We start from the raw sequence: 26689 nt of genomic DNA on the forward strand, positions 1-26689 counted from the left end.
CTTGCGTCTGGCTACAACTCCGAAACGATCACGTCGACCTGGCGTGGCCGGCCGGGGCCGGTGTCCTCCTCGCACACGGTGTACTTCAGGTCCCGCAGCGTCGTGACCAGTGCGTCAGCGGTACGCGGCCGGGCACCAGCGAGCAGCAGATCCCGGACCAACCGACCCTTCGTGGCCTTGTTGAAGTGGCTGACCACGGAACGCACCGGCACGCCGTCGACCTCCCGTTCGTGCAGCACCCGCACGGTCACCGTGCGCTCGGCCAACTCGCCGCGCGGCGTCCAGACCGCGGCGTACGCCCCGGAACGCAGGTCCAGCACCGGGCCGCGGCCGGCTGCCTCGGTCAGCGCGGCCCCCAGTTCCTGACGCCACAGCGCCGGCAGGGCGCCGATGCCGGGCAGCCGGGCCCCGATCGGACAGCGGTACGGCGGAATCCGGTCGGTCAGCCGGACCGCTCCCCACAGGCCGGAGCTGACCAGCACCTGCCGGCTGGCCGCCCGCCGTGCCGCCGTCGGGAGGCTGGCCAGGTCGAGGGCCTCGTAGAGCACGCCGGTGTAGATCCGGCTGGCGGGCGCGGTGGCGGCCTGCCGCAGCCGGGCGTTGCGCCGCAACTCGCCGTGCTGGCCGGAACCGAGACCGAGCGCGGTCAGCGCCGTTTCCGGCGGCCCGGCGCTGAGGGCGAGCAGTGCCGACAGCACCTCCTCCCGCACCGGGTTCAGGCCCGGCAGGGACAGTCGGTCCAGATCCAGTCGGCGGCCCGAGCCCGCCTCGGCCTTGCCCTCCGAGGGCGGCAGCAGGATGAGCATGGGTGACTCTAACGCCACGGGCGCAGCGGCTCCGGCGGGTGGTACACCCGGAACCCGCCAATCTCGGTGAGCAGCGCCGCACCGGCCCGGTCGCCGAGCATCTCCCGCAGCCGCCGGTCCGCCGGGGCGTCGGCCGCCAGCACGTACCCGGGCCGCTGCGCCCGGGCCAGCCGCCACCAGTACGCCGGATAGCGGTTCTGCCCGGGGTGCAGATTGCCGTCGAGCACCCCGCAGATCACCTCCTCAGCGGTGTTGAAGACCAGCCGGTTGCAGGTCCAGTACTCGCCGTACACCTCGCGCAGGCCGGCCGCGCGTACCGTGTCGGCCAACTGGCGGGCCTGTCGTTCCTCGATGCGCCCCGGAGTCGCACCGGAGGTGGCGAAGAGCACCGTCACCACCAGCGAACTCGCCGCCAGCGCACCCAGCACGGCGGTGGAGGCGGCACCGGCCACCCGGCCCGCCACGCCGGCCGTGCCCCGTCGGGCGGCCACCGCCGCCACCCAGAGCGGCCAGAGCACCGCCGGCAGCGACAGTTGCAGCACCGACAGGTAGCGGGCGTTGCCCAGGGGGTCGGTCGCCGCCAGCGGACTGCGTACGTACGCCAGCAGGGTCAGCGCCGCGCCGACGAGCAGCGCGAGGTGCACGACGGGGCCGACCCGGTCGCCACGCCCGGTCGCCCGCCGGTACGCGAGCCCGGCGAGCGTGGCCGCCACCACCAGCAGCACCGGGTAGAGCAGACCGAACCACGTCTGCCAGCGGGCGCAGCCGTCGACCGGGCAGAGCCCGGCGGCCAGCGGCACGCCGTCCAGCAGCCCCCCACCGAGCCGCTGCGACCAGGGCGGGACCGGGCCGTCCTCGCCGCTGACACCCCGCAACACCGACAGGGAGTCCTGCCCGGGCGGGGCGACCAGGTTGTCCCGGATCATCGGGGCGAGCCCGACGACGACACCGACGACCAGCAGCAGACCCGCCCAGCCGAGCAGTTCCCGGCGCAGCGCCCACAGCAGCGCCAGCCCGGCCACCGCCAGGTACGGAACGATCAGCCAGTCCGACCAGAGCGCCACTCCGGCGAGCAGCCCGAAGCCGCCCACGGCCAGTCCCCGGCGCGCTGTCGTGCCTCGGGCCAGCGCCACCACGACCAGCAGCATCGCCAGCACCGCCACCTTGACCTCCGGTCGCCCGCCGACCGTGGTCACCTGGTCCCGGACGACCCGTTCGGAGCCGAGGGCGAGCAGCCCGACGATCAGGGCGGCGAACCACGGCGAGCCGATCCGCCGGGTCAACCGGTGGATCAGCCAGAGGAACAGCGCGTAGAGGGCGAGCACCGGCAGCCGCAGCGCCGGCCAGCTCGGCCCGGTCACCGCGAGCAGCGGTGCGGCCAGGTACGACTCCAGGGTGCCCATGTACCGCTGGCCGTAGAGGAAGATCGGCTGTTCGCGCCCCTGTGCGATGTGCAGTGCGGCCAGCCCGAAGGTCGCCTCGTCGCTGTTGGACACGGGCACCGTGGTCAGCACCAGCACCAGCCGGTAACCGACACCGATCACCCCGAACAGCAGGGCGACCAGCGCCGGTCGGTCGAGCCGTGGCCGCCACCGCCCGCGCTGCTGCTCTGGTTCCGCTGCCGCTTGTGGCACGACCTCGCCCCCGTCGCCGTCCCGACCGGAGTGTGTCACGGCGGTGACGTTGCACGTGGCGGTTCGGCTCAGCTCGCGTGGCCGAGGTGGCTGGTCTGTGGCAGGGTTGCATTCGTGCCACCCACTCCCGCTGGCCAGCTGGCCGTACCGAACCTGCACCGGGCCGCGCGGATCGAGGACGCCGTGCACGCCCTGGTCGAACGCCGGCTGCGGCGGACCGGCTGGCGGACCAACATCATCGCGTACACCGGTTACGGAGCGCCCGGTTGGGTACGGGTGATGTGTCGGGTGCTGTTGGGGCGGCCCGACACTCGTCAGCGGGGTCGGCTGGACAAGGTCCGAGGCTGGCGCAGCTTCACCACCCTGCCGGCCAAGCACGTCACCGTGACCATCGAGACCGGCGGGGTGATCCACGAGGCACAGGCCGACCGCAGTGGCTTCATCGACACCGTGGTCGAGGCGGGCCTGCCACCCGGCTGGGGTTCGGTGCGGCTGAGCATGCCCGACGCCGAGCCGGTGGAGGCGCCGGTGCGCATCCTCGACCCGGAGGTGCGGTTCGGCGTCCTCTCCGACATCGACGACACGGTCATGGTGACCGCGTTGCCCCGGCCGCTGCTCGCCGCGTGGAACACGTTCGTCCTCGACGAACACGCCCGCGCGGCGGTGCCCGGCATGGCGGTGCTCTACGAACGGCTGGTCACCGCCCACCCCGGCGCGCCGGTGTTCTACCTGTCCACCGGCGCGTGGAACGTCGCGCCGACGTTGACCCGGTTCCTGTCCCGGCACCTCTACCCGGCCGGGCCGCTGCTGCTCACCGACTGGGGACCGACGCAGGACCGCTGGTTCCGCAGCGGCCGGGAACACAAGCGGGCCACCCTGGCTCGACTGGCCAAGGAGTTCCCCGACGTACGCTGGCTGCTCGTCGGCGACGACGGTCAGCACGACCAGGAGATCTACCGCGAGTTCGCGGTCGCCCATCCGGACAACGTCGCCGCGGTGGCGATCCGTCGGCTGTCGCCCGCCCAGTCGGTGCTCGCCGGTAGCCTGCCGCTCCCACACGGCGAGGACACCGAGGGGCCGGCGGGGCAGAAGTGGCTCTCCGCCCCCGACGGTGCCGGCCTGTGGACCCTGCTGCGCGGCGCGGGCCTGGTCTGACCTGTCGCGCCGATCCTGTTCCCGCAGTGTGTGGTCTGACCTGTCGCGCCGATCCTGTTCCCGCGGCGCGGGCGGTGCGCCCGGTGCGCCCCGCCCGCCTCCGGTGGGTCAGCCGCCCGGTGTCAGCGTCACCTCGCCGGTGCAGCCGGCCAGGGTGCGCCGCTGTTCGAGCAGGTCGATCACGGCCTCCCGGTTGTCGATGCGCGCCTCGGAGAGCGCGTCGGGGTGGCGCCGCTGCCCGGCGATGAACGTGAGGTTGTTGCGTACGGCGGTGTCGAGGCCGTCGCAGTTCTCCGCCGCGCCGCCGTTGAGCGCCGCGTTCGGGTCCGCGTCGGGGACCTCGACCTCGCCGGTGCAGCCGGCCGCCGCGCGCCGCTGTTCCAACTGGTCGATGACTGCCTGCCGGTTGGCGATCCGGGCCTCCGACAGCTCATCGGGGAAGATCAGTTGGTCGGCGATGAACGCCAGGTTGTTACCCACGGCGGCGTTCAGGCCGTCGCAGTTCTCACTGGCCGAACTGGTCCCGGTCGACACCGCGAAGGCCACCCCCAGGGTCACCCCGACCGCCGCGATGCCCGCGATCTTCCGCTGTCGCGGCGATGGCTCACTGTCACTGCCCCGGGCCGTACGCCTGCTCCTGCTAGCCATCGATCCTCCGCCTCGTGATCCACTTTGGCAGCAGTACGGACGCGGAGCCCGAGCGGTTCACCATCCGAGGTGCCGACCGGAGCCGGCGGTCCCGGCCCACGTCCCCGCACGACCGCCTCGGCGGTGTTAGCAGGGGGCCCTTCCTCTACCGTAGGCGTTAATAAGGGGCCCTTCCGTTCACCTCAGGCGGGGCGGAGCCAGAGGGCGCCCAGCGGCGGCACGCGGAGCGCCACCGAGGCGGGTTGGCCGTGCCACGGGACGTTCTCGGCGTGCACCGCGCCCAGGTTGCCGACCCCGGAGCCGCCGTAATGGTGGGCGTCGGTGTTGAGCACCTCCGACCAGGCACCGGCGGCGGGCAGCCCGATGCGGTAGTCCTCCAGCGGCAGCGCGGAGAAGTTGGCCACGCAGACCAGGGTTGCCCCGTCGGGTGCGATCCGGAGAAACGAGATGGCGTTGTTGGCGACGTCGTCTCCGGCGAGCCAGCGGAAACCGGCGGGGGAGGTGTCCTGCGCCCACAGGGCCGGGGTGTCCCGGTAGACCCGGTTCAGGTCGCCGACCAGGCGCTGCACGCCGGCCCGGGCCGGATCGTGCAGCAGGTACCAGTCGAGGCCGCGTTCCTCGCTCCACTCCCGGTCGTCGGCCAGTTCGCAGCCCATGAACAGCAACTGCTTGCCCGGGTGCGCCCACATGTACGCCAGCAGCACGCGTACGTTGGCCAGCCGCTGCCAGGTGTCGCCGGGCATCTTGCCGACCAGGGAGCCCTTGCCGTGCACCACCTCGTCGTGGCTGATCGGCAGCACGTAGTTCTCGCTCCAAGCGTACGCCAGGGAGAAGGTGAGCTGATGGTGGTGGTGCTGCCGGTAGATCGGGTCCTTCGAGGTGTAGAGCAGGGTGTCGTGCATCCAGCCCATGTTCCACTTGAAGCCGAAACCGAGCCCGCCGTCGCCGGTGGCCCGGGTCACCCCCGGCCAGGCGGTCGACTCCTCGGCGATCATCACCACCCCGGCGTGGTGCTTGTAGACCGTCGCGTTGACCTCCTGCATGAACGCGAAAGCCTCCAGGTTCTCCCGGCCGCCGTGCACGTTCGGCGTCCACTGCCCGTCCTGCCGCGAGTAGTCGAGGTAGAGCATCGAGGCGACCGCGTCCACCCGTAGTCCGTCGACGTGGAACTCGTCGAGCCAGTACAGGGCGTTGGCGACGAGGAAGTTGCGGACCTCCCGGCGGCCGAAGTCGAACACGTAGGTGCCCCAGTCGGGGTGCTCGCCCCGGCGGGGGTCGGGATGCTCGTAGAGCGGGGTGCCGTCGAAGCGCGCGAGGGCCCACTCGTCCTTGGGGAAGTGCGCCGGCACCCAGTCCAGGATCACGCCGATTCCGGCGGCGTGCAGCCGGTCCACCAGGTACCGGAAGTCGTCGGGGTCGCCGAACCGGGACGTCGGCGCGTAGTAGCCGGTCACCTGGTAGCCCCACGAACCGCCGAACGGATGCTCCATCACCGGCAGGAACTCCACGTGGGTGAAACCCAGCTCCACCACGTACGCGACCAGTTGCTCGGCCAGTTCCCGGTAGCCCAGGCCGGGCCGCCACGAGCCCAGGTGCACCTCGTACACGCTCATCGGCTCCTGGTGCGGCTGCCGCTGCGACCGTCGGCTGATCCACTCCGCGTCGGACCACTCGTACGCCGACCGGTGCACCACCGACGCGGTGGCCGGCGGCACCTCCGCGTACGCGGCGAGCGGGTCGGCCTTGTCCCGCCAGTGCCCGTCCGCGCCCAGCACCCGGTACTTGTACCGGGCACCGGTGGTGGCACCCGGAACGAAGATCTCCCACACCCCGGTGGCGCCGAGCGAGCGCATCGGCCAGCCGTCGTCGGGCGCCCAGCCGGTGAGGTCGCCGACCAGCCGCACTCCCCGGGCGTTCGGCGCCCACACCGCGAACGCCACCCCACCGTCGACCACGCGGGCGCCCAGCGCCTCCCACAGCCGCTCGTGCCGGCCCTCACCGATCAGGTGCAGGTCCAGCTCGCCGAGGGTCGGCGCGAAACGGTACGGATCGTCGTGGCGTACGCCGTCGACGTCGAGCCGGTAGTCGAGCACCTCGCCGGGGACGGTGGCCTCGAAGACCCCGCCGTCATGCACCCGCTTCATCGGGTGCCGCTCGTCACCGACCAGCACGCTGACATCGCCCGCACCCCGACGCAGGGTGCGGATCACCGTACGCCCGTCGGCCGGGTGTGCACCGAGCACCGCGTGCGGGTCGTGGATCTCCCCGGAAATCAGCTGGTCCATCGGGTGTCGTCCTTCTCGGCGGGAGCGGTCGGCGCGGTGCCGCCCGACAGGTCGGCGGGCACCTCTTCGGTCGTCAGGGTGGCCGGCTCGGTGCCGGTCAAACCTGGCGACCCGGCATCCGCCGCGCCGGCCGTCGCCGCCTGCGTCACCCCGGTCGGACGGTGCAGGGTGAGGACGTGCGCCGGTTGCAGGTACGGGTCGAGCCGGACCGCGTTGCGCTGCCCCCAGTCGTAGCTGACCCCGGTCAGCTCGTCGTGCACGGTGAACCGGTCGTGCCAGTCCAGCCCCAGCGCCGGCATGTCCAGCGTGGTGTTTCCCCACTGCACGGTCTGCGAGTCGAACGAGCAGACCACCAGCACGGTGTTGCCGCTCGCCGGGTCACGCTTGGACCAGCAGAGCAGGGCCGGGTTGTCGATGTCGTGGAAGACCAGGTTGCGCAGCCGGCGCAGGGCCGGGTTGTCGCGGCGTACCCGGTTGAGGGTGGCGATGAACGGCGCCAGCGAACGGCCGTGCGCCTCCGCGCCGGCCCAGTCGCGGGGCCGCAGCTCGTACTTCTCGTTGTCGAGGTATTCCTCGGCGCCGGGCCGCGCGACGTGCTCGAAGAGTTCGTAGCCGGCGTACATGCCCCACGAGGGGGAGAGCAGCGCGGCCAGCACCGCCCGGATCTTGAACATCGGCGGCCCGCCGTGCTGCAACGAGGCGTGCAGGATGTCCGGCGTGTTGGGCCAGAAGTTCGGCCGCATGTAGTCGGCCGCCGCCACCAGCTCCGCGCAGTACTCGCGCATCTCGGCCGCCGAGGTCCGCCAGGTGAAGTACGTGTACGACTGGGTGAAGCCGACCTTGGCAAGCCCGTGCATCATCGCCGGCCGGGTGAACGCCTCGGCGAGGAAGAGCACGTCCGGGTCGACCCGCTTGACCTCCCAGATCAGCCAGTGCCAGAAGTCGACCGGCTTGGTGTGCGGGTTGTCCACCCGGAAGATCTTCACGCCTTCGCCGACCCAGTGCCGCACCACCCGCAGCACCTCGGCGCGGATGCCGTCCGGGTCGTTGTCGAAGTTCAGCGGGTAGATGTCCTGGTACTTCTTCGGCGGGTTCTCCGCGTAGGCGATGCTCCCGTCGGCCCGGGTGGTGAACCACTCCGGGTGCTCGGTCACCCACGGGTGGTCCGGCGCGCACTGCAACGCCAGGTCCATCGCCACCTCCAGGCCGTGGTCGGCGGCGGCGGCGACGAAGTCGCGGAAGTCCTCCGGCGTACCCAGGTCGGGGTGGATCGCGTCGTGCCCGCCCTCGGCCGCGCCGATCGCCCACGGCGACCCCACGTCGTCCGGCCCGGCGACCAGGCTGTTGTTCGGGCCCTTGCGGTTGACCCGGCCGATCGGGTGGATCGGCGGCAGGTAGAGCACGTCGAAGCCCATCGCGGCGACGCCCGGCAGCCGCTCGGTGGCGGTGGCGAAGGTGCCGGAGCGGGCCGGCGCGTCGACGGTCGCCGGGATCGCCCCCTCGGAGCGGGGGAAGAATTCGTACCACGCGGAGTACAGGGCCCGTTCGCGGTCCACCCAGAGGGTGTACTCCTCGCCGGTGGTGACCAGTTCCCGCACCGGATGCTCCCAGAGCAGGTCGGCCAGTTCCAGCGCCGGGGCCACCCGCTGCGGCACCGGCCGGTCGGCGTCGCCCAGCGCTTTCGCGGCCTTCCTGAGGCGGGCCTGCTCGGCTTTGGGCACCAGTTTGGCGGCGGCGGTCAGCACGCGTACGCCCTCGGCCAGGTCGTTGGCCAGCTCACCCGGCCCCTGGCCGGCGGCGATCTTCTTGGTGATCGCGTTGTGCCAGGTCAGGTAGGGGTCGCTGAACGCCTCGACGGTGAACATCCACTCGCCGACGGCGTCCGGCACGATGCTGGCGTGCCACCGGTCCTGGCCGGGCTCACCCGGACGCATCCGGGTGAACGGGCGGGCCAACCCGTCCGGGCCGAGCCACACCACGTTGCAGCCGAGCGCGTCGTGCCCCTCCCGGTAGGCACGTGCCGACACCGGCACCACCTCGCCGACGACCGCCCTGGCCGGGTAGCGACCGCAGGAGACGACAGGGGAGACGTCTTCGATCGGGAACCGTCCGCTCACCCGGTTCAACCTACTGCCCGAGATCGCTTCCCGCTCGGCTCCCGCCCCACCCTGCCCGCACCGCGCGGGGTTGATCCACTGGTGGTTGCACTTTCGGGGATGTTGCTGCCTCGCAGGCGGTTGGACACAACAACTTCCCCAAAGTTGCTGCCTGCCTGCCCTTCGCCTGGCAGGCAGGCAGTGCCGGGCGGCGCGTCTCAGGTGGGTGGATTGTCCGCGACGAACGACCCCTTGCCCTGGTGAACCTCGATCCAGCCCCGCTCATCGAGGATCCAGAGGGCGCGCTTGATCGGGTTGTCCGACGAGTTGTACTGCCGCGCGAGTTCGGCGATGGTCGGGAGTTTCTGACCGGGCTTGAGCGTGCCGGTCCGGATCGATGTGGTGATGTCGTCGACAACCTGCTCATACACAGGCTTGCGGGGCATGTTGACCACCTCTCGTCAGCCCCTCCAGATTCTCACCAGTCGCGACACGGTGTGGACCCTGTGTTGACTCTGGCTACTGAGGGTCCTAAGTTCCAAGCATCAGAGGCCTCTCGTCAGCAGCGGAGTGCCTTTGCGCAGGGCGGGGTGGAGCCCCCGTGCCATCCCGCCCTGACCTGCACCTTCCTGCCCATCGCAAGGAGGAACAGATGCGCGAGCGTCCGCATGACGGGCCGCTGCCTCCGGCGTACCCGGTTCCCGGGACTCGGCCCCCACACCCCGACGGGGACCGGGTGACCGGCCCACCCCGTCCCGCCCGTGCGCCGGTCACCCGCCGGCAGTACGTCTACGGCCTGGTCGTCGCGCTGGTCGTACTCGTGCTGCTGGTGGCCGGGATCCTCCGGTGAGCGAGGGACGGACGGCGCACCAGCTGCCGGTCGGCCGGCGGGTCGCGCAGTGGCGGATACGGCGGAACATGACCCAGCAGCAGTTCGCCGACCGGATCGGCAAGTCCAAGAGCTGGGTGGACAAAATCGAGCGCGGGGTACGCCGGCTGGAGCGGGTCTCCAACCTCCGGGAGATCGCCGACGCGCTCCGGATCGACGTGCAGATCCTGCTGCCGGAACGACCGGGACGACCGGGACGGCCGGCTCGGGCCAGCGGCGTGGAGCGGCTGCGCGCTGCCCTGGCCCGCTATCACGTCGAGGTGCCCCCCGAGCCGCTCGGCCTCGCGCAGCTGCGGGCCGGTCTCGATCATGCGTGGCAGAGCTACCGGCATGCCCGGTACCCGGTGCTGCTCGATTCGCTGCCCGGCCTGCTGGACGCCACCCGCCAGGCGCAGGCCGCCCGCTTCGGTCGGGTCGCCGACGAACTGCTGATGACGGCGTACGGCCTCGTCGCCCTGGTGCTGGTGAAGGTGGGCCAGGGAGAATCGGCGTGGCTGGCCGCCGATCGGGGCATGGCCGTCGCCCAGGCCACCGGGGACCCGCGACTGACCGGCGTGGCGACCATACCGCTGGCGCAGGCGCTGCGGGCGGTGGGCCGGCGGCGGTCGGCGCTGGATGCCGCTCTTGTGGCCGCCCGCCGCGTCGCTCCGTCAGGCGATCCGGCGAACAACCCAACCGATATCCCCCTACGCGGGACGTTGCTGCTCCAGGCGGGACTGGCCGCCGGTGGCCTCGGTGACGGCCGCTACGCGGTGGAACTGCTCGGCAAGGCCGCCGCGCTCGCGCCGGAGCAGCCGGGCGGTACCAGCCACGGGCCGCCGGGCAGGCTGGGCAACGGGCCGCTGCGTGTTGCGAGCGGCGGGCTGCCGGGCGGGTTGAACGGCGGGGAGCTGGCGATGGAGGGAATTCTCGGGGTATCGGACGGGACGGGTTTCGGAGCGTCGGTGGAGGCAGCCCGGGTGCTTGTCGAGATCGCCCTCGGGGACACCAGCCTGGCGGCTGCGCGGCACGAGCGGCTGGTGACCGGGGCCGGGTGGTGGTGGCTGTCGGCCGAGCATCGGGCCGCGTACCTGCTCGATGTCGCCCGCGCGTACGCCCGGATAGGCGAGATGACCCGGGCCGGACGGGCGTTGCTGGAGGCCGACAGCACCGCTCGCGGCGAGGTGCGCGACCGGCCGGCGGCGCGGGAGCTGCTCCAGGTCGTGGCCCGGTCCGCCGCCGCCCCGGCCGGCCTGGCCCGCCTCGCCGCCACCCTGCACACCACCTGAGCCGGCATGCTCGCCCGAATCCTCACTCTCGCCAAGCGCCTACGCAATCTTGGACAGTTACCGTTCCACGCGAACGGAAACTGTCCAAGATTGCACCCGTCGGTTGACGGGCGCCGAGGTCTGCGTCTGGTGCGGCACATGCGTGGCCGTGGCGGCACGACGCGCACCGGAGGCATGTCCACCGATGAACTCATGGAGCTGCTACACGCCGACTGATTGGGTCTCAACGTGAGAAGGGAACCCTTCTCTACCGTAGGCGTTAATAAGGTGCCCTTCCTTACATCAGTGAGCGGTATAGGTCGAGGGTTTGGGCGGCGACGGCGTCCCAGGAGAAGTGCTCGACCGCGCGCCGCCGCCCGGCTCGGCCCAGCGTCGCCGCGCGTTCCGGAGCGGCCAGCAGCTCGTTCAGTCGGGCCGCCAGGTCGGCCTCGAAGCGGGCCGGGTCGACGGGCTTGCCGTCGACGGTCTGCTCGATGGGGACCAGCAGGCCGGTCTCGCCGTCGGCGACCACCTCGGGGATGCCGCCGGTGGCGGTGGCCACCACCGCGGTTTCGCAGGCCATCGCCTCAAGGTTGACGATGCCCATCGGTTCGTACACCGACGGGCAGACGAAGATCGTGGCATGGGTGAGCACCTGGATCACCTCGGACTTGGGCAGCATCTCGGCGACCCAGATGACACCGGAGCGGCGGGCCCGCAGTTCCGCGACCAGGCTCTCCACCTCGGTGGCAATCTCCGGGGTGTCCGGTGCGCCGGCGAGCAGCACGAGTTGCGTCTCCGGCGGCAACTCGCGGGCGGCGCGCAGCAGGTGCGGCAGACCCTTCTGATGGGTGATCCGACCGACGTAGGCCACGCTGGGCAGGGCCGGGTCGATGCCGAGGCGCGCCAGCACGTCGGTGCCCGGGTCCGGGGCGTACTGGGCGGTGTCGATGCCGTTGTAGATCACATGGACCCGGTCCGGATCGACCGACGGGTACGCCGCCAGCACGTCCCGACGCATCCCCGCGCTGACCGCCACGATCGCGTCGGCCGCCTCGTACGCCGTGCGCTCGCACCAGGAGGAGAGGGCGTAGCCGCCACCGAGCTGCTCGGCCTTCCACGGTCGCAGCGGCTCCAGGCTGTGCGCGGTCGCCACGTGCGGCACCCCGTACAACAGCTTCGCGGTGTGCCCGGCCAGGTTGGCGTACCAGGTGTGGCTGTGCACCACGTCCGTGCCGGCGCACGCGGCGGCCATCTCCAGGTCCACCCCCATGGTCCGCAGCGCCGGGTTCGCGCCGCTCAGGCTCGCCGGCTCGGCGTACGCCCGCACACCCGGCTCGGTGCGCGGCGCGCCGAAGCAGTGCACCCGCACGTCGCTGAGTCGGCGCAGCTCGCGGGCCAGGTACTCGACGTGCACCCCCGCGCCGCCGTAGACCTCCGGCGGATACTCGCGGGTCAGCAGGTCCACGCGCAGCGGTGCGGAGTCGGTCATGTCCGGCACCCTAGTGCAGAATCGGACGCCGTACCGCGCTGTGGAACTGTGCCCGTACGAGTGGTGAACCGGCACCGGTATGGATAGCGTCTGCTCATGGCTGCCAAGGTGCTCGCGATCGTCCTGGCCGGCGGAGAGGGCAAGCGCCTGATGCCGCTGACCACGGACCGGGCCAAGCCGGCCGTCCCGTTCGGCGGGATGTACCGCATGGTCGACTTCGTCCTCTCCAACCTGGCCAACGCCGGCTATCTGAAGATCGTCGTGTTGACCCAGTACAAATCCCACTCCCTCGACCGGCACATCACCAAGACCTGGCGGATGTCGACGCTGCTCGGCAACTACGTCACGCCGGTGCCCGCGCAGCAGCGCCGTGGTCCCTGGTGGTTCGCCGGCTCCGCCGATGCGATCTACCAGAGCTTCAACCTGATCTACGACGAGCAGCCCGACTACGTGATCGTCTTCGGTGCCGACCACATCTACCGGATGGACCCCCGGCAGATGGTGGAGGACCACATCGCCTCGGGCGCCGCGGTGACCGTCGCCGGCATCCGACAGCCGCTGTCGACAGCCGACCAGTTCGGCGTCATCGAGGTCGGTGAGGACGGTCGACGGATCCGGGCCTTCCGGGAGAAGCCCACCGATGCCGTCGGCCTGCCCGACGCGCCCGACGAGATCTACGCCTCGATGGGCAACTACGTCTTCACCACCCGGGCACTGATCGAGGCGGTCGAACGCGACGCCGAGGACAAGACCAGCAAGCACGACATGGGCGGCAGCATCATCCCGATGCTGGTCGAGCGCGGCGAGGCGAATGTCTACGACTTCCGCGACAACGAGGTGCCCGGCAGCACCGACCGGGACCGGGGCTACTGGCGCGACGTGGGAACCCTCGACTCGTTCTACGACGCGCACATGGACCTGATCAACGTCCACCCGGTGTTCAACCTCTACAACTTCGACTGGCCGATCTACACCGAGCAGCCGCCGTACCCGCCGGCCAAGTTCGTGCACCAGTGGGGTGAGCGGGTCGGCCGGGCGGTCGCCTCGATGGTCTCGCCCGGCGCGGTCATCTCCGGTTCGCTGGTGGAGAACTCCATCGTCGCACCGAAGGTGAAGGTGCACTCCTGGGCGCACGTGGACGGCGCGGTGCTGATGGAGGGCGTCGACATCGGCCGGCACGCGGTGGTCCGCCGAGCCATCCTCGACAAGAACGTGCAGGTGCCCGAGGGCGCCGAGATCGGGGTGGACCTGGAACGGGACCGGCAGCGCTACACCGTCTCCGACAACGGCATCGTGGTCATCGGCAAAGGACAGAAGGTAGAACCGTGAGCGCGAGGAGTGAGCTTGCGAGCCCCGCAGTCGCGAACGAAAGGCTGGCCCCGTGAGTGGTAGTCATCCGCGTGCCGGTCAGCCGGCGCAGCCCGCTGACCTGGTCGACGTACCACGGCTGGTGACCGCCTACTACAGCGAGCATCCCGACCCGGCGGACCCGGCACAGCAGGTCTCGTTCGGCACCTCGGGGCACCGTGGGTCGAGCCTGCGCAACGCCTTCAACTCCGACCACATCCTCGCCGTCACCCAGGCGCTCTGCGACTACCGGCGGGAGCAGGGTGTCGACGGGCCGCTGTTTCTGGGCCGGGACACCCACGCGCTCTCCACCCCGGCGGCCGTGGACGCCCTGGAGGTGCTCGCCGCCAACGACGTCACTGTGCTGCTGGACAGCCGCGACGGCTACACCCCCACTCCGGCGGTGTCGCACGCGATCCTCGGTCACAACCGGGGCCGCACCAGCGGCCTGGCCGACGGCATCGTGATCACCCCGTCGCACAATCCGCCGGACGACGGCGGATTCAAGTACAACCCCACCCACGGCGGCCCCGCCGACTCCGACGCCACGAAGTGGATCCAGGATCGGGCGAACGCGATCCTCGCCGCCGGGCTCAAGGAGGTGCGCCGGATCCCGTACGCACGGGCCCGCGCCGCCGACACCACCGGCACGTACGACTTCCTCGCCGCGTACGTCGATGACCTGCCGGCGGTGCTCGACCTCGACGCGATCCGCGATGCCGGAGTCCGCATCGGCGCGGACCCGCTCGGCGGCGCCAGCGTCGACTACTGGGGCGAGATCGCCGACCGGCACCGGCTCGACCTAACCGTGGTCAACCCGACGGTCGACCCGACCTGGCGGTTCATGACCCTCGACGGTGACGGCAAGATCCGGATGGACTGCTCGTCACCGAACGCGATGGCCTCGCTGATCGCCATGCGCGGCGACTACCAGGTGGCCACCGGCAATGATGCCGACGCCGACCGACACGGCATCGTCACCCCCGACGCCGGGCTGATGAACCCCAACCACTACCTGGCGGTGGCGATCGCCCACCTGTTCCGTACCCGTGGGCAGTGGGGACCGGACGCGGCCGTCGGCAAGACACTGGTCTCCTCCTCGATGATCGACCGGGTCGCCGCCGATCTGGGTCGCCCACTGTTGGAGGTCCCGGTCGGCTTCAAGTGGTTCGTACCCGGGCTGCTCGACGGTGCCGTCGGCTTCGGCGGTGAGGAGAGCGCCGGGGCGTCCTTCCTGCGCCGCGACGGCGGCACCTGGACCACCGACAAGGACGGCATCCTGCTCTGCCTGCTCGCCGCCGAGATCATCGGCAGCACGGGGCGTACCCCGAGCGAGCACTGGGGCGAGTTGGCCGGCCGCTTCGGCGCGCCCGCGTACGCCCGCATCGACGCACCGGCCACCCGGGAGCAGAAGGCCGTCCTCGGCAAGCTCTCCCCCGAGCAGGTACGCGCCACCGAGCTGGCGGGCGAACCCATCACCGCCACGCTGACCACCGCCCCCGGCAACGGTGCCCCGATCGGCGGCCTGAAGGTCACCACGGAGTCGGGCTGGTTCGCCGCCCGCCCGTCCGGCACGGAGGACGTCTACAAGATCTACGCCGAGTCGTTCCAGGGGCCGGAGCACCTCACCCGCATCCAACAGGAGGCTCAGGAGCTCGTCTCCGAGGTACTGATGACCGCCCGCTGAGTCTTGCCCCGGCCTTTCACTGGGCGACGCCTCGGTACGCGTCCGTGTTCTGCACGTGTGGGGGAGGAGCAGCGCCGGAGGCGAGTGTCCGTCCTCAGCGGTGCTGAGTATCCGTACTCAACAGCCGCGAATGTGGGCGCGAACCGGCCGCCAGAGAGGTGGTGCTGGTTGATCGCTGCCCCTATCGTCATGCCCGGCCAGAGCTGGACGAGGCGAGGAGCATCATGAGCACGGCAACATCCACAGTGCCGGCGGTCCGTACCGGGCCGAGCCGCGGTGTCCGGATCGGCCTCGGACTCCTCCTGCTGCTTCCCGCGCTACTCGCCCTCGCCTGGTCGTACGCGCTCCCCACCGTGTTGGCGGTATGGCGCTCGACGACCCGCGACACCATGTTCCGCCCGGCCGAGAATGTCGGCGGCGCCAACTACCAGGCCCGATTCGACCAGGGGATCCTCGGTGACTTCGGGTGGGCCCTGCTGCTGGCGTTGATCCCAATCGCGTTGGCCCTGTTGGTCTCGCCGTTGCTGGCGCTGCTCGCCGACCGGGCCGGGCGGCGAGCCCGGCTGACCGTCCGGGCACTGGTTGCCGTGCCGGTCGCGGGGTACGCGCCGGTGGCGCTGCTCCTCGGTTGGCGCCTCGACCGGATCGAACCGGTGGCGGACCGTCCGTACGCCACGCTTGTGGAGTTGACCGTGGTCGGTAGCGCCGGGCTGGTCGTGGCGGTCGCCACCACGGCCTTCCTTGGCACCCTTCGGGGTCGGAGTGACCGCCGCGCCGCGCTGCCGGCGGCGGCGACCGTCGCCGGTCTGCTGGTGCTCGGGATCATCGCGGTCACGTTGCAGAGCTTCACCGCGCCGATGATGTCGGGAAGGGTCAGCGTTCCACTGACGCATGTGGTCGTCGCCTCGCTGACCCGGATGGATCTCGGTGGCGGTTCGGCCGGTGCGGTGCTGCTGCTGATCCCGTTGGCGGTGCTGGGACTGGCCGCGACGGTGCTGCTGCTGGTCAGCCGCGCTCGGATCGAGGTGGTCGATGCGACCGTGACGCACGGCGAGCACAAGGTGGCGGTCACGCCGGACGTCTCGCGAGGAACCGACGACATGGTCAGGAAGGCCGGTCCGGGCGGTGACAGCCGTCGAGCCGGGATCGGGTTGGCGGTGTTGGGCGTCCTCCTTGCCGGCTTGTCGCTGTGGATGGCGTGGCCGTGGTTGCGTCGCAGCCTGCGGTTCACCAGCGAGGTGGCGCCGATGCCGTCCGCCAGCCTGGTCGACACACTGGTGGCGACGTGGCTGCCGACAGCACTGTCGGCCATGGTCACGGTCGCGGTGGCGGTGGTCGGCGGTTTCGCCATCGGGGGTCTGCGCCCACTCGGGCGGTTCAGCGAGTTGTTGCTGCTGCCGTTCGCGCCGTGGCTGTTCGTCGGCACCGGGCCGCTGGCCATCGAGTCCTACCTACGGACCCGCGACGCCGATCAGCTCAACACCTTCCTCGGAACGGTGCCACCTGGCTGGGTCAGCATCCCGGCGTTGTTCCTGTTCACGGTGCTGTTCCGGGGTTTGGAGCCCCGCTGGCGGGCCGGTGGCGGGTTCGGGCGCAGCATCGCCGCCCCGGCGGTGCCGATGGTCGCGTTGGTCGGGCTGGTCACCTGGTTGGTCACCGCCGGACAACTGCTCTGGCCGTGGCTGGTGGCGCAGACGCCGACGTCCCGACCGGCACCGCTGGAGGCCATGATGCAGGCCACCACGGGACGGGTGCAGCCCGACGACCTGGCGCTCGGTGCGGTCCTTCCGCTGCCGCTCCTGCTGCTGTTCCTGGTCATGTTCGGGTGGCTGCAGGTGACCTACCTCGACCGGCTGGCGATTCGTACCGGCCGCCGCGATTCAGCTCGGGTTGACGATTAGCGCGAGGGCGCTGACGACGATGGCGACGGCACCGGCCCGCTTCGGGATGGGCCGGAGTCGCGGCAGGACGGCGCCATTCGTACGACGCAGGCGGCAGGCGCACCGAAGGGCTCCAACATCACCGATTTGTCCTGTGCGCCGTCGGGTGGCAGGGCTCCCCGGACCACACCGAGATGCAGGCCGCACATCGCGTCCGGATTCTGTCCGACCAGCTCCAGGAACGGGCAGCTCATCAGGTGCAGCTCGGTCTCGGTGCGGCCGTCCTCGGTGGGTTGGCGTCGCGGGCTGAAGCCCAATCCGTCCAGTACGGCCACGACGGTGTCGACCGGGTCTTCGCTGGGCGGCGCCGCAGCGGCCAACTGCCGACCCCAGTCCTGGCCCACCCGGGCCGCCGTGGCCCGGACGTCGCCGTCAATGCGGGACAGGTATCCCAGTAGGGCGGCCGCCAGCTCCCGGTAGGTGGCGGGGGCGGGATCGGCCGCCGCCGCTCGGTACCGCCAGGCCGGACGGCCTGGCAGGCCCCCGCTGGCGCGGGCCTTGACCAGCAGTCCGGCCTCGGTGAGCCGGTCCAGGTGGGCGCGGGTGGTGGACAGGTGCTGCCCGGTACGGGCGGCCACCTCGGCGGCGGTGACGCCGCCTTCGGCGGCGCGCACCAGGCGCAGGATCGTCACCCGGCTGGCAGAGCCCAGAGCGCGGTGACGGGGAGTGTCGATCGTTTCCCCGCGGGGGCCGGTCCGCTGAACTTCCATGTCGAATCACGTTACAACGTCAATTGACGTTGTAACACGGGGTGGGGTTTCCGTCACAGCCACACCTCGTCGTGGGTGGGCTGGTGCCAGGCCCGGTGAATCCGGTGGAGCACGGGCCCAACGGCCCTACTCGCCCGACGTTTGTCGGACCACGCTGGAGGTGTCATCCCCACACTTGTCAGGAGATCGATCATGTGCAACTACTGCGGTTGCCGGGAGTTCCCGTTGATCGGCCAACTGACCACCGAACACGAGGCGATCGTCAATGCCGCCGGACGGCTGCGTACGGCGATCACCTCCGGTGCGGGTGATCCCGTCGCCCGCCTCGACGACCTGCTCGCGCTGCTGACGCCGCACACCGACAACGAGGAACGCGGTCTCTTCGTCGAGCTGCGCGCCGAGGGCAGCCTCACCGAGGCCGTGGATCGGCTGTGCGACGAGCACGACGACATCCACGGCGTCCTCGGCGCCCTCGACCGGGCGGCACCGGACTGGCCGGAGGTGCTGGCCGCCCTGGACCGGCTGCGGCGGCACATCGACAACGAGGAGCACGGGTTGTTCCCGGCCGCGGTGATCGCCCTGCCCATGCCGGCCTGGAATCGGCTCACGTGCGGATAGCCGCTCGGGGGCGGCGGCGACCTGGTCGGGTGCCGGACCGAAACCACCGCGACGCGCCCGGCCGTCGAACTGTTCCGAGGAGCCTGACGCCGGTGTGGCGCCGCAACCCGGGAAGGATGCCGGGTGTGGTGGCGGCACGCGACCACACCCGGCTACCGCCATCACGAGCCGATGGGGCCGATCGACACGGGGCGGAAGGTGTATTCGCGACCGCAGTAGTCCGGCGCGGCGCTGGGCCGGTCGAGCGATGCCCGGCAGACCTGGATCACCACACGGTCGATGCCGGCGACCGAGGTGTTGGAGCCGAGAACGAAATCGAGCCGCAGCGCTGCGTTGTCCACCCGCTGAGCCGCCCGGTCGATCGGGATTTCGCCCGCGTACGCGACATAGGTGGCGATCGTGTAGCGCCGGTCGTCGCGGCAGGCGATCGGCTCATTGGCGATGGGTCGGTCGACGACGACTCCGGTCAGCCGTACCGCGACCGTGGGCGCGGCGGAGCGCCATTCGAGGACTCCCTCGGTGTAGCCGTAGGTGCAGGTGTCTCCGGAGGGGACGGAGAAGCGCTGGGAGATCGGGCTGGCGGTTGCGCTGCCGGCCATGACGGTGGTGGCCAGAAGCGCGGCGGCGAGGGCGGTCGCCGCCCGCAGGAACGCACGGGTCATCTGCTTCCTTCCAGGCTGGCACGGTGCGGTGGTGGGGTCGGGCGGAACGGAGACCCGGCCGGGACGGGCCACCGCATCCGTGGCGATTTCAGTGAAGTCTATCGATAGAATGGCAGGGAGTCATCCGCCGCGGAGCGGTCTCACGAGCGCGATCGGTACGGCTTGTTCTTCCTCGACCCGGACCATCCCGCTGTCGGGCATTCGGGGCTTGTATGCCATAGATTTGATGCCGTTGTCCGACGTCGGCGTCCATCCCGCAGTCACGGTGCGCCGGCTCGACAGGACCCCGGTGGCGGACACCCCCGGAAGCGATCCGGCACCTGACGTCAACCAGAAGAGAGATCATGCAGAAGTCATCGCTGACCGACCTGACCGACCAGCTGCTCACCGCGGCCCGCGGCGCGTCCAGCGGGCGCGGCGCGCAGACCGTGCACGGGGGGCACACCAAGACGCTGCGCCAAACCGTCATCGCCCTCGTCGCCGGCCAACGCCTCGACGAGCACGAGAACCCTGGCGAAGCCACCGTGCACGTGCTGCACGGTCTCGTCCGCCTCGCCAGCGGCACGGCCAGCTGCGACGGCACCGCCGGGGATCTGCTGCTCGTCCCGGACGCCCGGCACAGTCTTGAGGCGCTCCAGGACTCCGTGGTGCTGCTCACCGTCGCCAAGAGGATGTGACCCGACGTTGCGGGGCTCAGCCCTTGTCGATACCGGTGGCGACGTCGCTCAACGCGATCCGGTTCGGCAGTCCGGTTTTGATGATCAAGCTGGAGATGTGCCGCTCCACCGTACGCGGCGACAGGTGGAGCCGCTCGGCGATCTCCCGGTTGCTCAGCCGGCCGGTCAACAGCCGTAGCACCTCCAGCTCCCGGACCGTGACCCCCACTGCCCGGAGCCCGGCCGGGATCTCGTCGGCGCCCTGCCGGCGTTGTGCCACCCGTGCCCCCGCCTGCCGCAACAACGTGCGGCACGCGTGCGCGACCGGTTCGACATCGGCCTGGTGGAAGTAGTCCTCCGCGGCCCGCAGCCACGGCACCGGGGAACCCCAACCGTCGGCCAGTGCCGACTCGGCGACCAGTCGCAGCGCCAGGTGCCGGCCCATCGCGTACAGGGCGCCGGCTTCCATCGCCTCCGTCACCGTGGCGGTGGCGGCCTCGTGCTGGCCGGCACGGCCGAGCAGGACCGCCCGGGCGAACAGCGCGAACTGGCGATCCCAGCGCAACTGGCTGGCCGGCGCGTCGGTGAGCTCCGCGTACTCCTCCCAACTGAGGTCGTCGGCCATCGCGCGCAGCAGCGGCTGGAGGCCGAAGCGACCGCTCAGGTGGAACACGGTCGGGCTGGTCTCCTGCGCCCCCGCCGCCATGGTCAACTCGGCCAGCGCCAGCGGGCGATCCTCCTCCAGCAACGCGCAGAACGCGCCGGCCAGTCCGTGGACCCGCTGGGTGTGCAGACTCTCGTCGCCGCCCCAGCCCCGGAACTCGGCCAGCGCGTCCTGCATCTGCGTGCGTCGGCCCTTGTGGGCGGCGAGCACCGCTTTGAGCAGCAGCACGTACTGGGTGGTCTCCATCAGTTTCGAACGGCTGGTGGCGGTGTGCACCTGATCGATCAGCTCCTGCGCCGGGGCGTACTCACCGCGCATGATCAGATGCAGCGCGATACTCGCCTCCGCCTGCTGGCGGGCGGTCACCGCGCCGGCCTGTCGCGCCCGTTCCCGGGCCTGTTCGAGCCGGTCCAGCGTGCCGTGCAGCAGCGCGTCGTCGTTGCCGAGCCGGATCAGCGCGTGGACCTCCCAGATCGGCAGGTCGTGCTCGGCGGCGATGGAGCGGGCCTTCTCCAGACAGCGGGTGGCCTCGGCCGGGTCGCGGTGGCGGACGAGCGCGCCGAGCAACTGCCACGCCTGACAGGCGACCACCGGCAACGGCACTGCGGCACCGACCGTGGCGGCCCGGCGGGTCAGGGCCTCGGCCACCGCCAACTGGTCCTTACCCGGGGTGTCCAGGGCCAGGTGGGCCGCGACGATGTCGATCGGTGCCTCGTCCTCCGGCGCGGGCTCCGGGCCGAGCAGATCCCGGGCGATCTCCACCTGCGCCAACGCGTCGGTGAGCTGCCCGGCCACCATCGCGGTCCACGCCAGCCGGGTGTGCAGGCTGGCACGCCGCCGTGGGTGCAGCTCGCCGACCTGTTCCGGACTGTTGACCAGTGCCAGGGCCCGTCCCACCAGCCCCGCTTCGCCGAGGGCCTGGAGCAGCGCCTCCAGGGTGTCGGCTCGCACGTCGGGCGAGGACCCGGCCTGGAGTTCCCAGGCCCGGTCGAGCAGGGCCACGGCCGAGGTGGCGGCCCCCTGGGCGAGGGCCCGTCGACCGGCTTCGGCGAAGAGGCGCCCGGCGGTCAACGTGTCCCCGGCCTCGAGGCAGAGGGCCGCCGAGATCTGACACCACTCGCCGGGCAGCTCCGGGTGCACCTTTGCCACGGCGTCCGCGACGCTCTGCGCCAACTCGCGCCGGTCGGCCGGTTCGATCAGGGCGAGGAGCGACTCCTGGGCTACCCGGTGCCGGAAGGCGTACCAGTCGGACAACTGGTCGTCCGGTGTCACCATCTGTGCGACGAGCTCACCGTTGAGGTGGTTGAGCACGTCCCGGTCGCTCAGGCCGGTCGCCGCCTGTATCACGGTGACCGGAAAACGCTGCCCGATCAGCGCCCCGCAGGACAACAGTCGTCGGGCCGGCGGGGCCAGCTTGTCGATCCGGTGGCTCATGCTCCGGGCAAAGGCGGCCGGCAGCGCGGCGGGCTGCGGCGACACGAGCTGCCAACCCCGGGCGTCGTGCAGCAGCAGCTCGTTCTCCACCATGGCGGTCAGAATTTCCTCGACGAGGAACGGGTTGCCGCCACTGCCGCCCCAGATCAGGTCGGTCGCCGCTGCCGGCAGCTCGTCGCCGGTGACGTCCAGGCAGGCCCGGACCATCTCGCGGAGCTCTGCCGGGCCGAGTCGGTCCAGCATCACCAGGCTGCACCTGCCCCGGCGCGCCGCCGCGTGGGCGACCGCCATGGCCGGCGAGTCGTCGGCCCGAATGGTGCCGAGCAGCACAGTGGACTGCTGGTCGAGGTTGTCGATCAGATATTCGACCACCATCAGCGTTTCGGCGTCGGCGTCCTGCAGATCGTCCAGAACCATCAGACATCCGCAGTCCAACCCGGCGAGGCCGGTCAGCCGCAGCACTGCCTCGGCGAGAATCACCACCGAGCCGTTCTCCTGCGGGGCGGGGGGAGTGCCCCAGTCCGGCACCAGTCGCCCGAGAACCGGCCCGTAGGGGCCGAGCGCGGTGATGTCCACCGTGGTGGAACGCAGCAGGGAGAGCACCGCCTCGGTGATCGGTCGCAGTGGTACCCCGGTGCAGAGGGTGCTGCCCCGCCCCTGCAACAGGGCCATGCCGGCGTGGTAGGCCAGCTCGACCGTTGCCGCGGCCAGCCGCGACTTGCCGATGCCGGACTCGCCGACGATGAAGACCGCTCCGCCGCGCCCGTCGATGGCGGTGTCGAGAAGGCGGCGCAACATGGTGAGTTCCGCATCTCGGCCTATCATCGGGCGGGATCGCCGTTGCACGAGCGTAACCATAGCGAGGCGGTCCGTCGCAGACCACTGGTGCAGTGGACACCACACTTGAGACGGACAGCGGAGCGCGCTACCCGGTGGCCGAACGGACCGCCCCGTTGGGGTCAGTGGCTTCCGGACCTCACATCACGGAGGTGGGGCAGCAGGTGGTGAAGGCGATCGGGTCGACGGGGTCCGGGCCGTCACCAGCGACCAGCCGCCCGACCAGCAGGCCCACCGGGATGGCGAGACCAGCCAGCGCCGCCGTACGCAGCCCGAAGCTGACCACCGGGTTGACTCGCGGATCTCCGACCGGGTGTGACTCGGTGGTGTCGTCGGTGTACGCGGCGTTGGTGGCGAGTTCGTCAGACACGTCGTTTCTCCTCATAGGATCGAGTTGGTTGATGTTCTACGGCCGTCCGAGTCGGTCGACCGTCGGTCTGGTTCCAGGAGCAGCGCGGAAGGTATCCGGGCCGACAGGCCAAAGCGCAGCAGCCCGTAGCCGATGCCGGAGAGCCCGGTCAGGAGACCCGGGGTGAGCACTCCGTCAGGTGTGCCGCAGTAGCGGCCCTGCCACTGCAACGCGTTCAGGATCAGGGTCGTCCGTCGACGTAGCGCGGCCGCCGCGTCGGGCCCGTCGGGCCCGTCGGTCAGGGTGGTGAGGGCCTCGCCGATACCCGCCTCGCCGTGGCAGAGACTCAGGTCACGCGACGGCGGCTGGTCGGCCAGCCGGCGGACCAGGTCATCCGGTTCGTCCAGGTCGAGCGGTGCTGGCGTACCCGCGTCGTCAGCGGCACCCTGCGCACTGGCGAGCGCGAGCGCCAGGCCCGCTGTGCCGACGCACCACCCCGAGGAGCCGGTCCCGACCCGTACGGAGTGCCGCAGCGCCTTCAGCGCGACATCCGCGTGCCGGCTGGACCCCGCACCCGTGTCGACGAACCTGTTCAGGGCGTACGCGATGCCGGCCGTGCCGTCCGCGAAGCCGGCCGGATCACCCTCGGGGTCGAGGCCGTCCATCGCGTCGGCCAACGTGTCGGCGCAGCTGCGCGCCAGCGCCCCGGCCCGGTCATGACCGAGATCGGCGTGGATGGCGGACATCGCGGCCAGGCAACCGGCGCGGCCGGTCGCCCAGTCATCGGTGGTGGAGCTGGCGGCGGCCACCTCGGCCAGCTCGACCGCCGTATCGACCCACGGGCCGATCTCCGGTTCGTCGAGCAGCACCCGGAGCCGGGCGAGACCGTAGGCGATCCCGCCGAGGCCGTGCAGGCCGCCACACCCGATCGCGGCGACCAGCTCCGGCCGGTCGGCGAGCAGGTTGAGCAACCGGGGCGTCGCAGTGATCGCCCGGCGGGCCACGTCCCGGTAGCGGGCCACGCCGCTGGTCTGGGCGAGTTGACCGAGGAAGAGCGCCACGCCGAGATAGCCGTTGGCCAGACCCGCCCCCATCGGCAGCAGTAGCCACTGCCGGTCGTCGACCAGTTCCAGACCGAGCCAGTTCACGCGCTCACGGCCCGGTGCGCCCCGGGCGACGAGCTGATCGGCGATCGCGCACGCCGCCGCGACCAGCCGCTCGGCGGGAGCGGCCGTGCCATGCTGCGAGTTGGGCATCGGGGCGGCGTCGAGATGCCCGGTGACCGGTCGGCGGGTGGCCAGGCTGGCCAGGATGATCCACTCCTGATCCTGCCGGTCGGCCTCGCCGAGCCGGGCGATCCGGTCCAGTGCGGCGTCCACACCGCTGCGGCGCAGCGGCACCGCGGTCGGTTGATCGTCGGCGTACAGGGTCAGGTGGTCGGCCCGGGCGTGGTAGTAGGGGACGTCACCGCGCCACAGCGCGGCGACGTCGTGGCGCGCGAAACCCGGGTCGGCGGGAAACTGTGCCTGGTTGTAGAGCTGTCCGAGGAACCGGTCCCGGTCCAGGCCGTCGCGCAGCAGGTCCGGGTGGGTGCTCTCGTCGAGCAGCATCCGGTACGTCCAGGTTGGCCGGGCGACGATCCGCACGGTCATCGCCGCGGAGTCCACCACCAGCCGGCCGAACTCCTCGCGATGTGACTCGATCGCCGCGTAACCGAGCCGGAAGCCCGCCAGCATCGACGCCGCGTGGTCCTCCGGGTTGATCACCTGGTCGCCGAGCCGGGGCCGGTTCGAGGCGCCGTCGAAGGTGCCCGCCCCACGTACCAGACGCATCCGGTCGGTGCCCGCATCGGCCCAGTCGACCATGCTGGCCGGGCTCTGCTGGCCCTGGTCGCCACCGGAGCCGGACAGGTCCATGATGCCCTGCTCGCCGACGACGATCATGGGCAGCAACGCTGTGCGCTGCACCGACGCGGCGAGCAGCTCGGCTGCCGGGTCCGCATTGTCGGTCGGCTCCTGCCACGCCGGGCGGAACAGCGTCTCGACGTCGATCATCACGGGATGGTCGCCGCTGGCGATCAGGTTGTCGTAGTGCAGGTCGGTGGTGTTGAGCGCGTGGGCGAGCGCGAGCAGCACCCCTTGACGGCGGTAGTAGCGGTGCCCGCCGTCCGGGTCGGTCAGTGGTGCGGACGCCACGAACTCGGTCCATCCGTACTTGGGACGGAGCAGACCGGCGACCTTACGCAGGCCGACCTCGGGAATTTTTCGGTTCAGCCAGTCGACGAAGGCATCCAGCCGGGCGTCGTGGGTCAGGTCGCGGGGCTTGTAGACCAACCGTCGGCCGTCGGCGAACCGGACGATGGTGGTGGTCCGTCCGGCGCGATGCGGGTCGCCCTGGTTGTCCTCGACGGCGACCAGTGGACCCGGGTCCACGCCACCCAACAGGTCCTGCACCAGGCAGGTCCGGTCGGCGGCGTACCGGCTCACCAACTCCAACCGGGCTTCGGTGGCGTACACCGTCGCCTGCCCGACCAGCCTGGCGAGCACCGGACGGTCGGTGAACAGCGCGGTGAGCCCCGCCGGCTCGGTCAGCCCGCGGACGAAGTCGACGAACCGGGCGCGGCCGTCGTCGCCGCGGAGCAGACCGGCCGCCCGCTGCCGGTGCAGCTCCGCGACGAAGGTACGGACGGCCAGGCCGGTCAGTCGACGTTCCAGGGCGGTACCCAGCGAGCTCTCCAGCGCGGGCAGGTCGACCTGTGCGTCGCCGGGCAGCAGCCGAGCCTCGTGGCGGAACCGGGCCTTCGCGTCCTCGACCAGCGGGCGGAACGGCAGGGCGAAGGCGGCACGCCAGTCCGCTGGGACCGGTTCCGAGCAGCGCAGCGGCGTGGCGGCGCGCACCGCGGCCTCGATCGGCTCCACCCAGGACGGTGGATCGAGCCGGGCGGCGAGTTGCGCGTCCTCCTCAGCCAGCACCCCGAGCAGAGCGGTCTCGCTGACGGCCAGCGCGCGCAGGTGCAGCTCCAGCTCGCCGCCGTGCTCGGCCCGCCACCGCCGCAGCCGCTGTCGGGCGTGTGCCAGCCGGCCGCCGTCGACCGGCGTGGTGCCGCCGTCCGTGCGTACCCGCTCGTGCAACGCCAACCCGCACACCCACCAGTTCCCGGGGAGCCGTTGTGGCTCCGTCGGGACCAGGCTCAGTGGGCCGTCGGCCGTCGGACTGTTCACCGGACTGAGGGTGCCAAGCGGTACCGACGAACTCATGCGTGGGATCCACCCAAATTCTTGTCATCGTCGCTGGTCGCGCGGAGCGTCCGCGGCTGACCTGTGGATTCAACGGCAGCGGGTGGGCGCGCGGCCGGGAAAGCAACCGGTCGGGCGACTCGGCTGGCGTGTCGGTGCCGCGACGGTACGCCTGCGTGGCGGGGGACGGAACTTGGGTGCCGCGTACACATGCGTCAGCGGGCCCCGGTGACCGAGTCTCCGACCTGAATGGCCGGGTGGACCGATCGGAGCGACTGTGGAATTTTGCGTACTCGG

Annotated in this window: 20 protein-coding genes; 8 read left to right on the forward strand and 12 right to left on the reverse strand. The window is 71.3% G+C overall.

Annotation, left to right across the window (positions count from 1 at the left end; translation table 11 throughout):
- Positions 1–11 precede the first annotated feature (11 nt).
- Together yaaA and Vlu01_RS15675 are read right to left on the reverse strand one after the other, a co-directional pair.
- The gene (gene yaaA, locus Vlu01_RS15670) at positions 12–806 is read right to left on the reverse strand and encodes a peroxide stress protein YaaA (protein ID WP_203999667.1); all 795 of its coding nucleotides are present in this window, start codon (positions 804–806) and stop codon (positions 12–14) included.
- 8 nt (positions 807–814) lie between these two features.
- Positions 815–2440 (reverse strand): ArnT family glycosyltransferase, encoded by a 1626-nt coding sequence (locus Vlu01_RS15675; RefSeq protein ID WP_373307406.1) that lies wholly within the window; start codon positions 2438–2440, stop codon positions 815–817.
- Positions 2441–2554: 114 nt separating this feature from the next.
- Between Vlu01_RS15675 and Vlu01_RS15680 the strand changes: the two genes are divergently transcribed.
- Positions 2555–3595, forward strand: coding sequence for an App1 family protein phosphatidate phosphatase (locus tag Vlu01_RS15680; protein WP_203999673.1), 1041 nt, complete (start codon positions 2555–2557; stop codon positions 3593–3595).
- 108 nt (positions 3596–3703) lie between these two features.
- Here Vlu01_RS15680 and Vlu01_RS15685 read toward each other — a convergent pair whose 3' ends face one another.
- The 4 genes from Vlu01_RS15685 to Vlu01_RS15700 all read right to left on the reverse strand — a co-directional run bounded on the left by Vlu01_RS15685 (position 3704) and on the right by Vlu01_RS15700 (position 9070).
- Positions 3704–4243 carry a hypothetical protein gene (locus Vlu01_RS15685; protein ID WP_203999676.1) on the reverse strand — a complete coding sequence of 180 codons (540 nt, stop codon included), beginning with the start codon at positions 4241–4243 and terminating at the stop codon, positions 3704–3706.
- Positions 4244–4425: 182 nt separating this feature from the next.
- Positions 4426–6528, reverse strand: coding sequence for a 1,4-alpha-glucan branching protein GlgB (gene glgB, locus Vlu01_RS15690; RefSeq protein WP_203999679.1), 2103 nt, complete (start codon positions 6526–6528; stop codon positions 4426–4428).
- Entirely contained in the window at positions 6516–8645 is a 2130-nt protein-coding gene (locus Vlu01_RS15695) for an alpha-1,4-glucan--maltose-1-phosphate maltosyltransferase (protein ID WP_203999682.1), read from the reverse strand. Before Vlu01_RS15695 ends, glgB begins: the two co-directional genes overlap by 13 nt.
- Positions 8646–8842: 197 nt before the next feature.
- Positions 8843–9070, reverse strand: coding sequence for a winged helix-turn-helix domain-containing protein (locus Vlu01_RS15700; RefSeq protein ID WP_203999685.1), 228 nt, complete (start codon positions 9068–9070; stop codon positions 8843–8845).
- 206 nt (positions 9071–9276) lie between these two features.
- Between Vlu01_RS15700 and Vlu01_RS15705 the strand changes: the two genes are divergently transcribed.
- Complete coding sequence (locus Vlu01_RS15705; protein WP_203999688.1) at positions 9277–9474, forward strand: hypothetical protein; 198 nt, start codon at positions 9277–9279, stop codon at positions 9472–9474.
- Complete coding sequence (locus Vlu01_RS15710; protein WP_239095920.1) at positions 9471–10781, forward strand: helix-turn-helix domain-containing protein; 1311 nt, start codon at positions 9471–9473, stop codon at positions 10779–10781. The genes Vlu01_RS15705 and Vlu01_RS15710 overlap by 4 nt, the downstream gene beginning before the upstream one ends.
- A gap of 277 nt (positions 10782–11058) precedes the next feature.
- Here the strand turns inward: Vlu01_RS15710 and glgA are convergent, their stop codons facing one another.
- Entirely contained in the window at positions 11059–12252 is a 1194-nt protein-coding gene (gene glgA, locus Vlu01_RS15715) for a glycogen synthase (RefSeq protein ID WP_239095921.1), read from the reverse strand.
- 96 nt (positions 12253–12348) lie between these two features.
- Here glgA and glgC point away from each other — a divergent pair, with 96 nt between their 5' ends.
- The 3 genes from glgC to Vlu01_RS15730 all read left to right on the forward strand — a co-directional run bounded on the left by glgC (position 12349) and on the right by Vlu01_RS15730 (position 17187).
- Positions 12349–13581 carry a glucose-1-phosphate adenylyltransferase gene (gene glgC / locus Vlu01_RS15720; RefSeq protein WP_203999691.1) on the forward strand — a complete coding sequence of 411 codons (1233 nt, stop codon included), beginning with the start codon at positions 12349–12351 and terminating at the stop codon, positions 13579–13581.
- A gap of 52 nt (positions 13582–13633) precedes the next feature.
- On the forward strand, positions 13634–15286 hold the full coding sequence (gene pgm / locus Vlu01_RS15725; protein WP_203999694.1) for a phosphoglucomutase (alpha-D-glucose-1,6-bisphosphate-dependent): 1653 nt from the start codon (positions 13634–13636) through the stop codon (positions 15284–15286).
- Positions 15287–15510: 224 nt separating this feature from the next.
- The gene (locus tag Vlu01_RS15730; RefSeq protein WP_203999696.1) at positions 15511–17187 is read left to right on the forward strand and encodes a sugar ABC transporter permease; all 1677 of its coding nucleotides are present in this window, start codon (positions 15511–15513) and stop codon (positions 17185–17187) included.
- Here the strand turns inward: Vlu01_RS15730 and Vlu01_RS15735 are convergent.
- Positions 17184–17936, reverse strand: a complete 753-nt coding sequence (locus Vlu01_RS15735) for a helix-turn-helix transcriptional regulator (RefSeq protein WP_203999698.1) — start codon at positions 17934–17936, stop codon at positions 17184–17186. The genes Vlu01_RS15730 and Vlu01_RS15735 overlap by 4 nt on opposite strands.
- Positions 17937–18128: 192 nt before the next feature.
- Here Vlu01_RS15735 and Vlu01_RS15740 point away from each other — a divergent pair, with 192 nt between their 5' ends.
- Positions 18129–18554: a hemerythrin domain-containing protein gene (locus Vlu01_RS15740; RefSeq protein WP_203999711.1), complete on the forward strand. Its 426-nt coding sequence runs from the start codon at positions 18129–18131 to the stop codon at positions 18552–18554.
- A gap of 161 nt (positions 18555–18715) precedes the next feature.
- Here Vlu01_RS15740 and Vlu01_RS15745 read toward each other — a convergent pair whose 3' ends face one another.
- A complete protein-coding gene (locus Vlu01_RS15745) occupies positions 18716–19216 on the reverse strand; it encodes a hypothetical protein (RefSeq protein WP_203999714.1) in 501 nt (166 codons plus the stop codon).
- 344 nt (positions 19217–19560) lie between these two features.
- Between Vlu01_RS15745 and Vlu01_RS15750 the strand changes: the two genes are divergently transcribed.
- A complete protein-coding gene (locus tag Vlu01_RS15750) occupies positions 19561–19893 on the forward strand; it encodes a cupin domain-containing protein (protein WP_203999717.1) in 333 nt (110 codons plus the stop codon).
- Between the two features lie 16 nt (positions 19894–19909).
- Here the strand turns inward: Vlu01_RS15750 and Vlu01_RS15755 are convergent, their stop codons facing one another.
- The 3 genes from Vlu01_RS15755 to Vlu01_RS15765 all read right to left on the reverse strand — a co-directional run bounded on the left by Vlu01_RS15755 (position 19910) and on the right by Vlu01_RS15765 (position 26377).
- Complete coding sequence (locus Vlu01_RS15755; protein WP_308440945.1) at positions 19910–22828, reverse strand: ATP-binding protein; 2919 nt, start codon at positions 22826–22828, stop codon at positions 19910–19912.
- Positions 22829–22946: 118 nt separating this feature from the next.
- Entirely contained in the window at positions 22947–23177 is a 231-nt protein-coding gene (locus Vlu01_RS15760; RefSeq protein WP_203999721.1) for a hypothetical protein, read from the reverse strand.
- Between the two features lie 11 nt (positions 23178–23188).
- On the reverse strand, positions 23189–26377 hold the full coding sequence (locus Vlu01_RS15765; protein WP_203999723.1) for a type 2 lanthipeptide synthetase LanM family protein: 3189 nt from the start codon (positions 26375–26377) through the stop codon (positions 23189–23191).
- Between the last annotated feature and the right edge of the window lie 312 nt (positions 26378–26689).

The organism is Micromonospora lutea, assembly GCF_016863535.1.
GTDB classification, from domain to species: domain Bacteria; phylum Actinomycetota; class Actinomycetes; order Mycobacteriales; family Micromonosporaceae; genus Micromonospora; species Micromonospora lutea.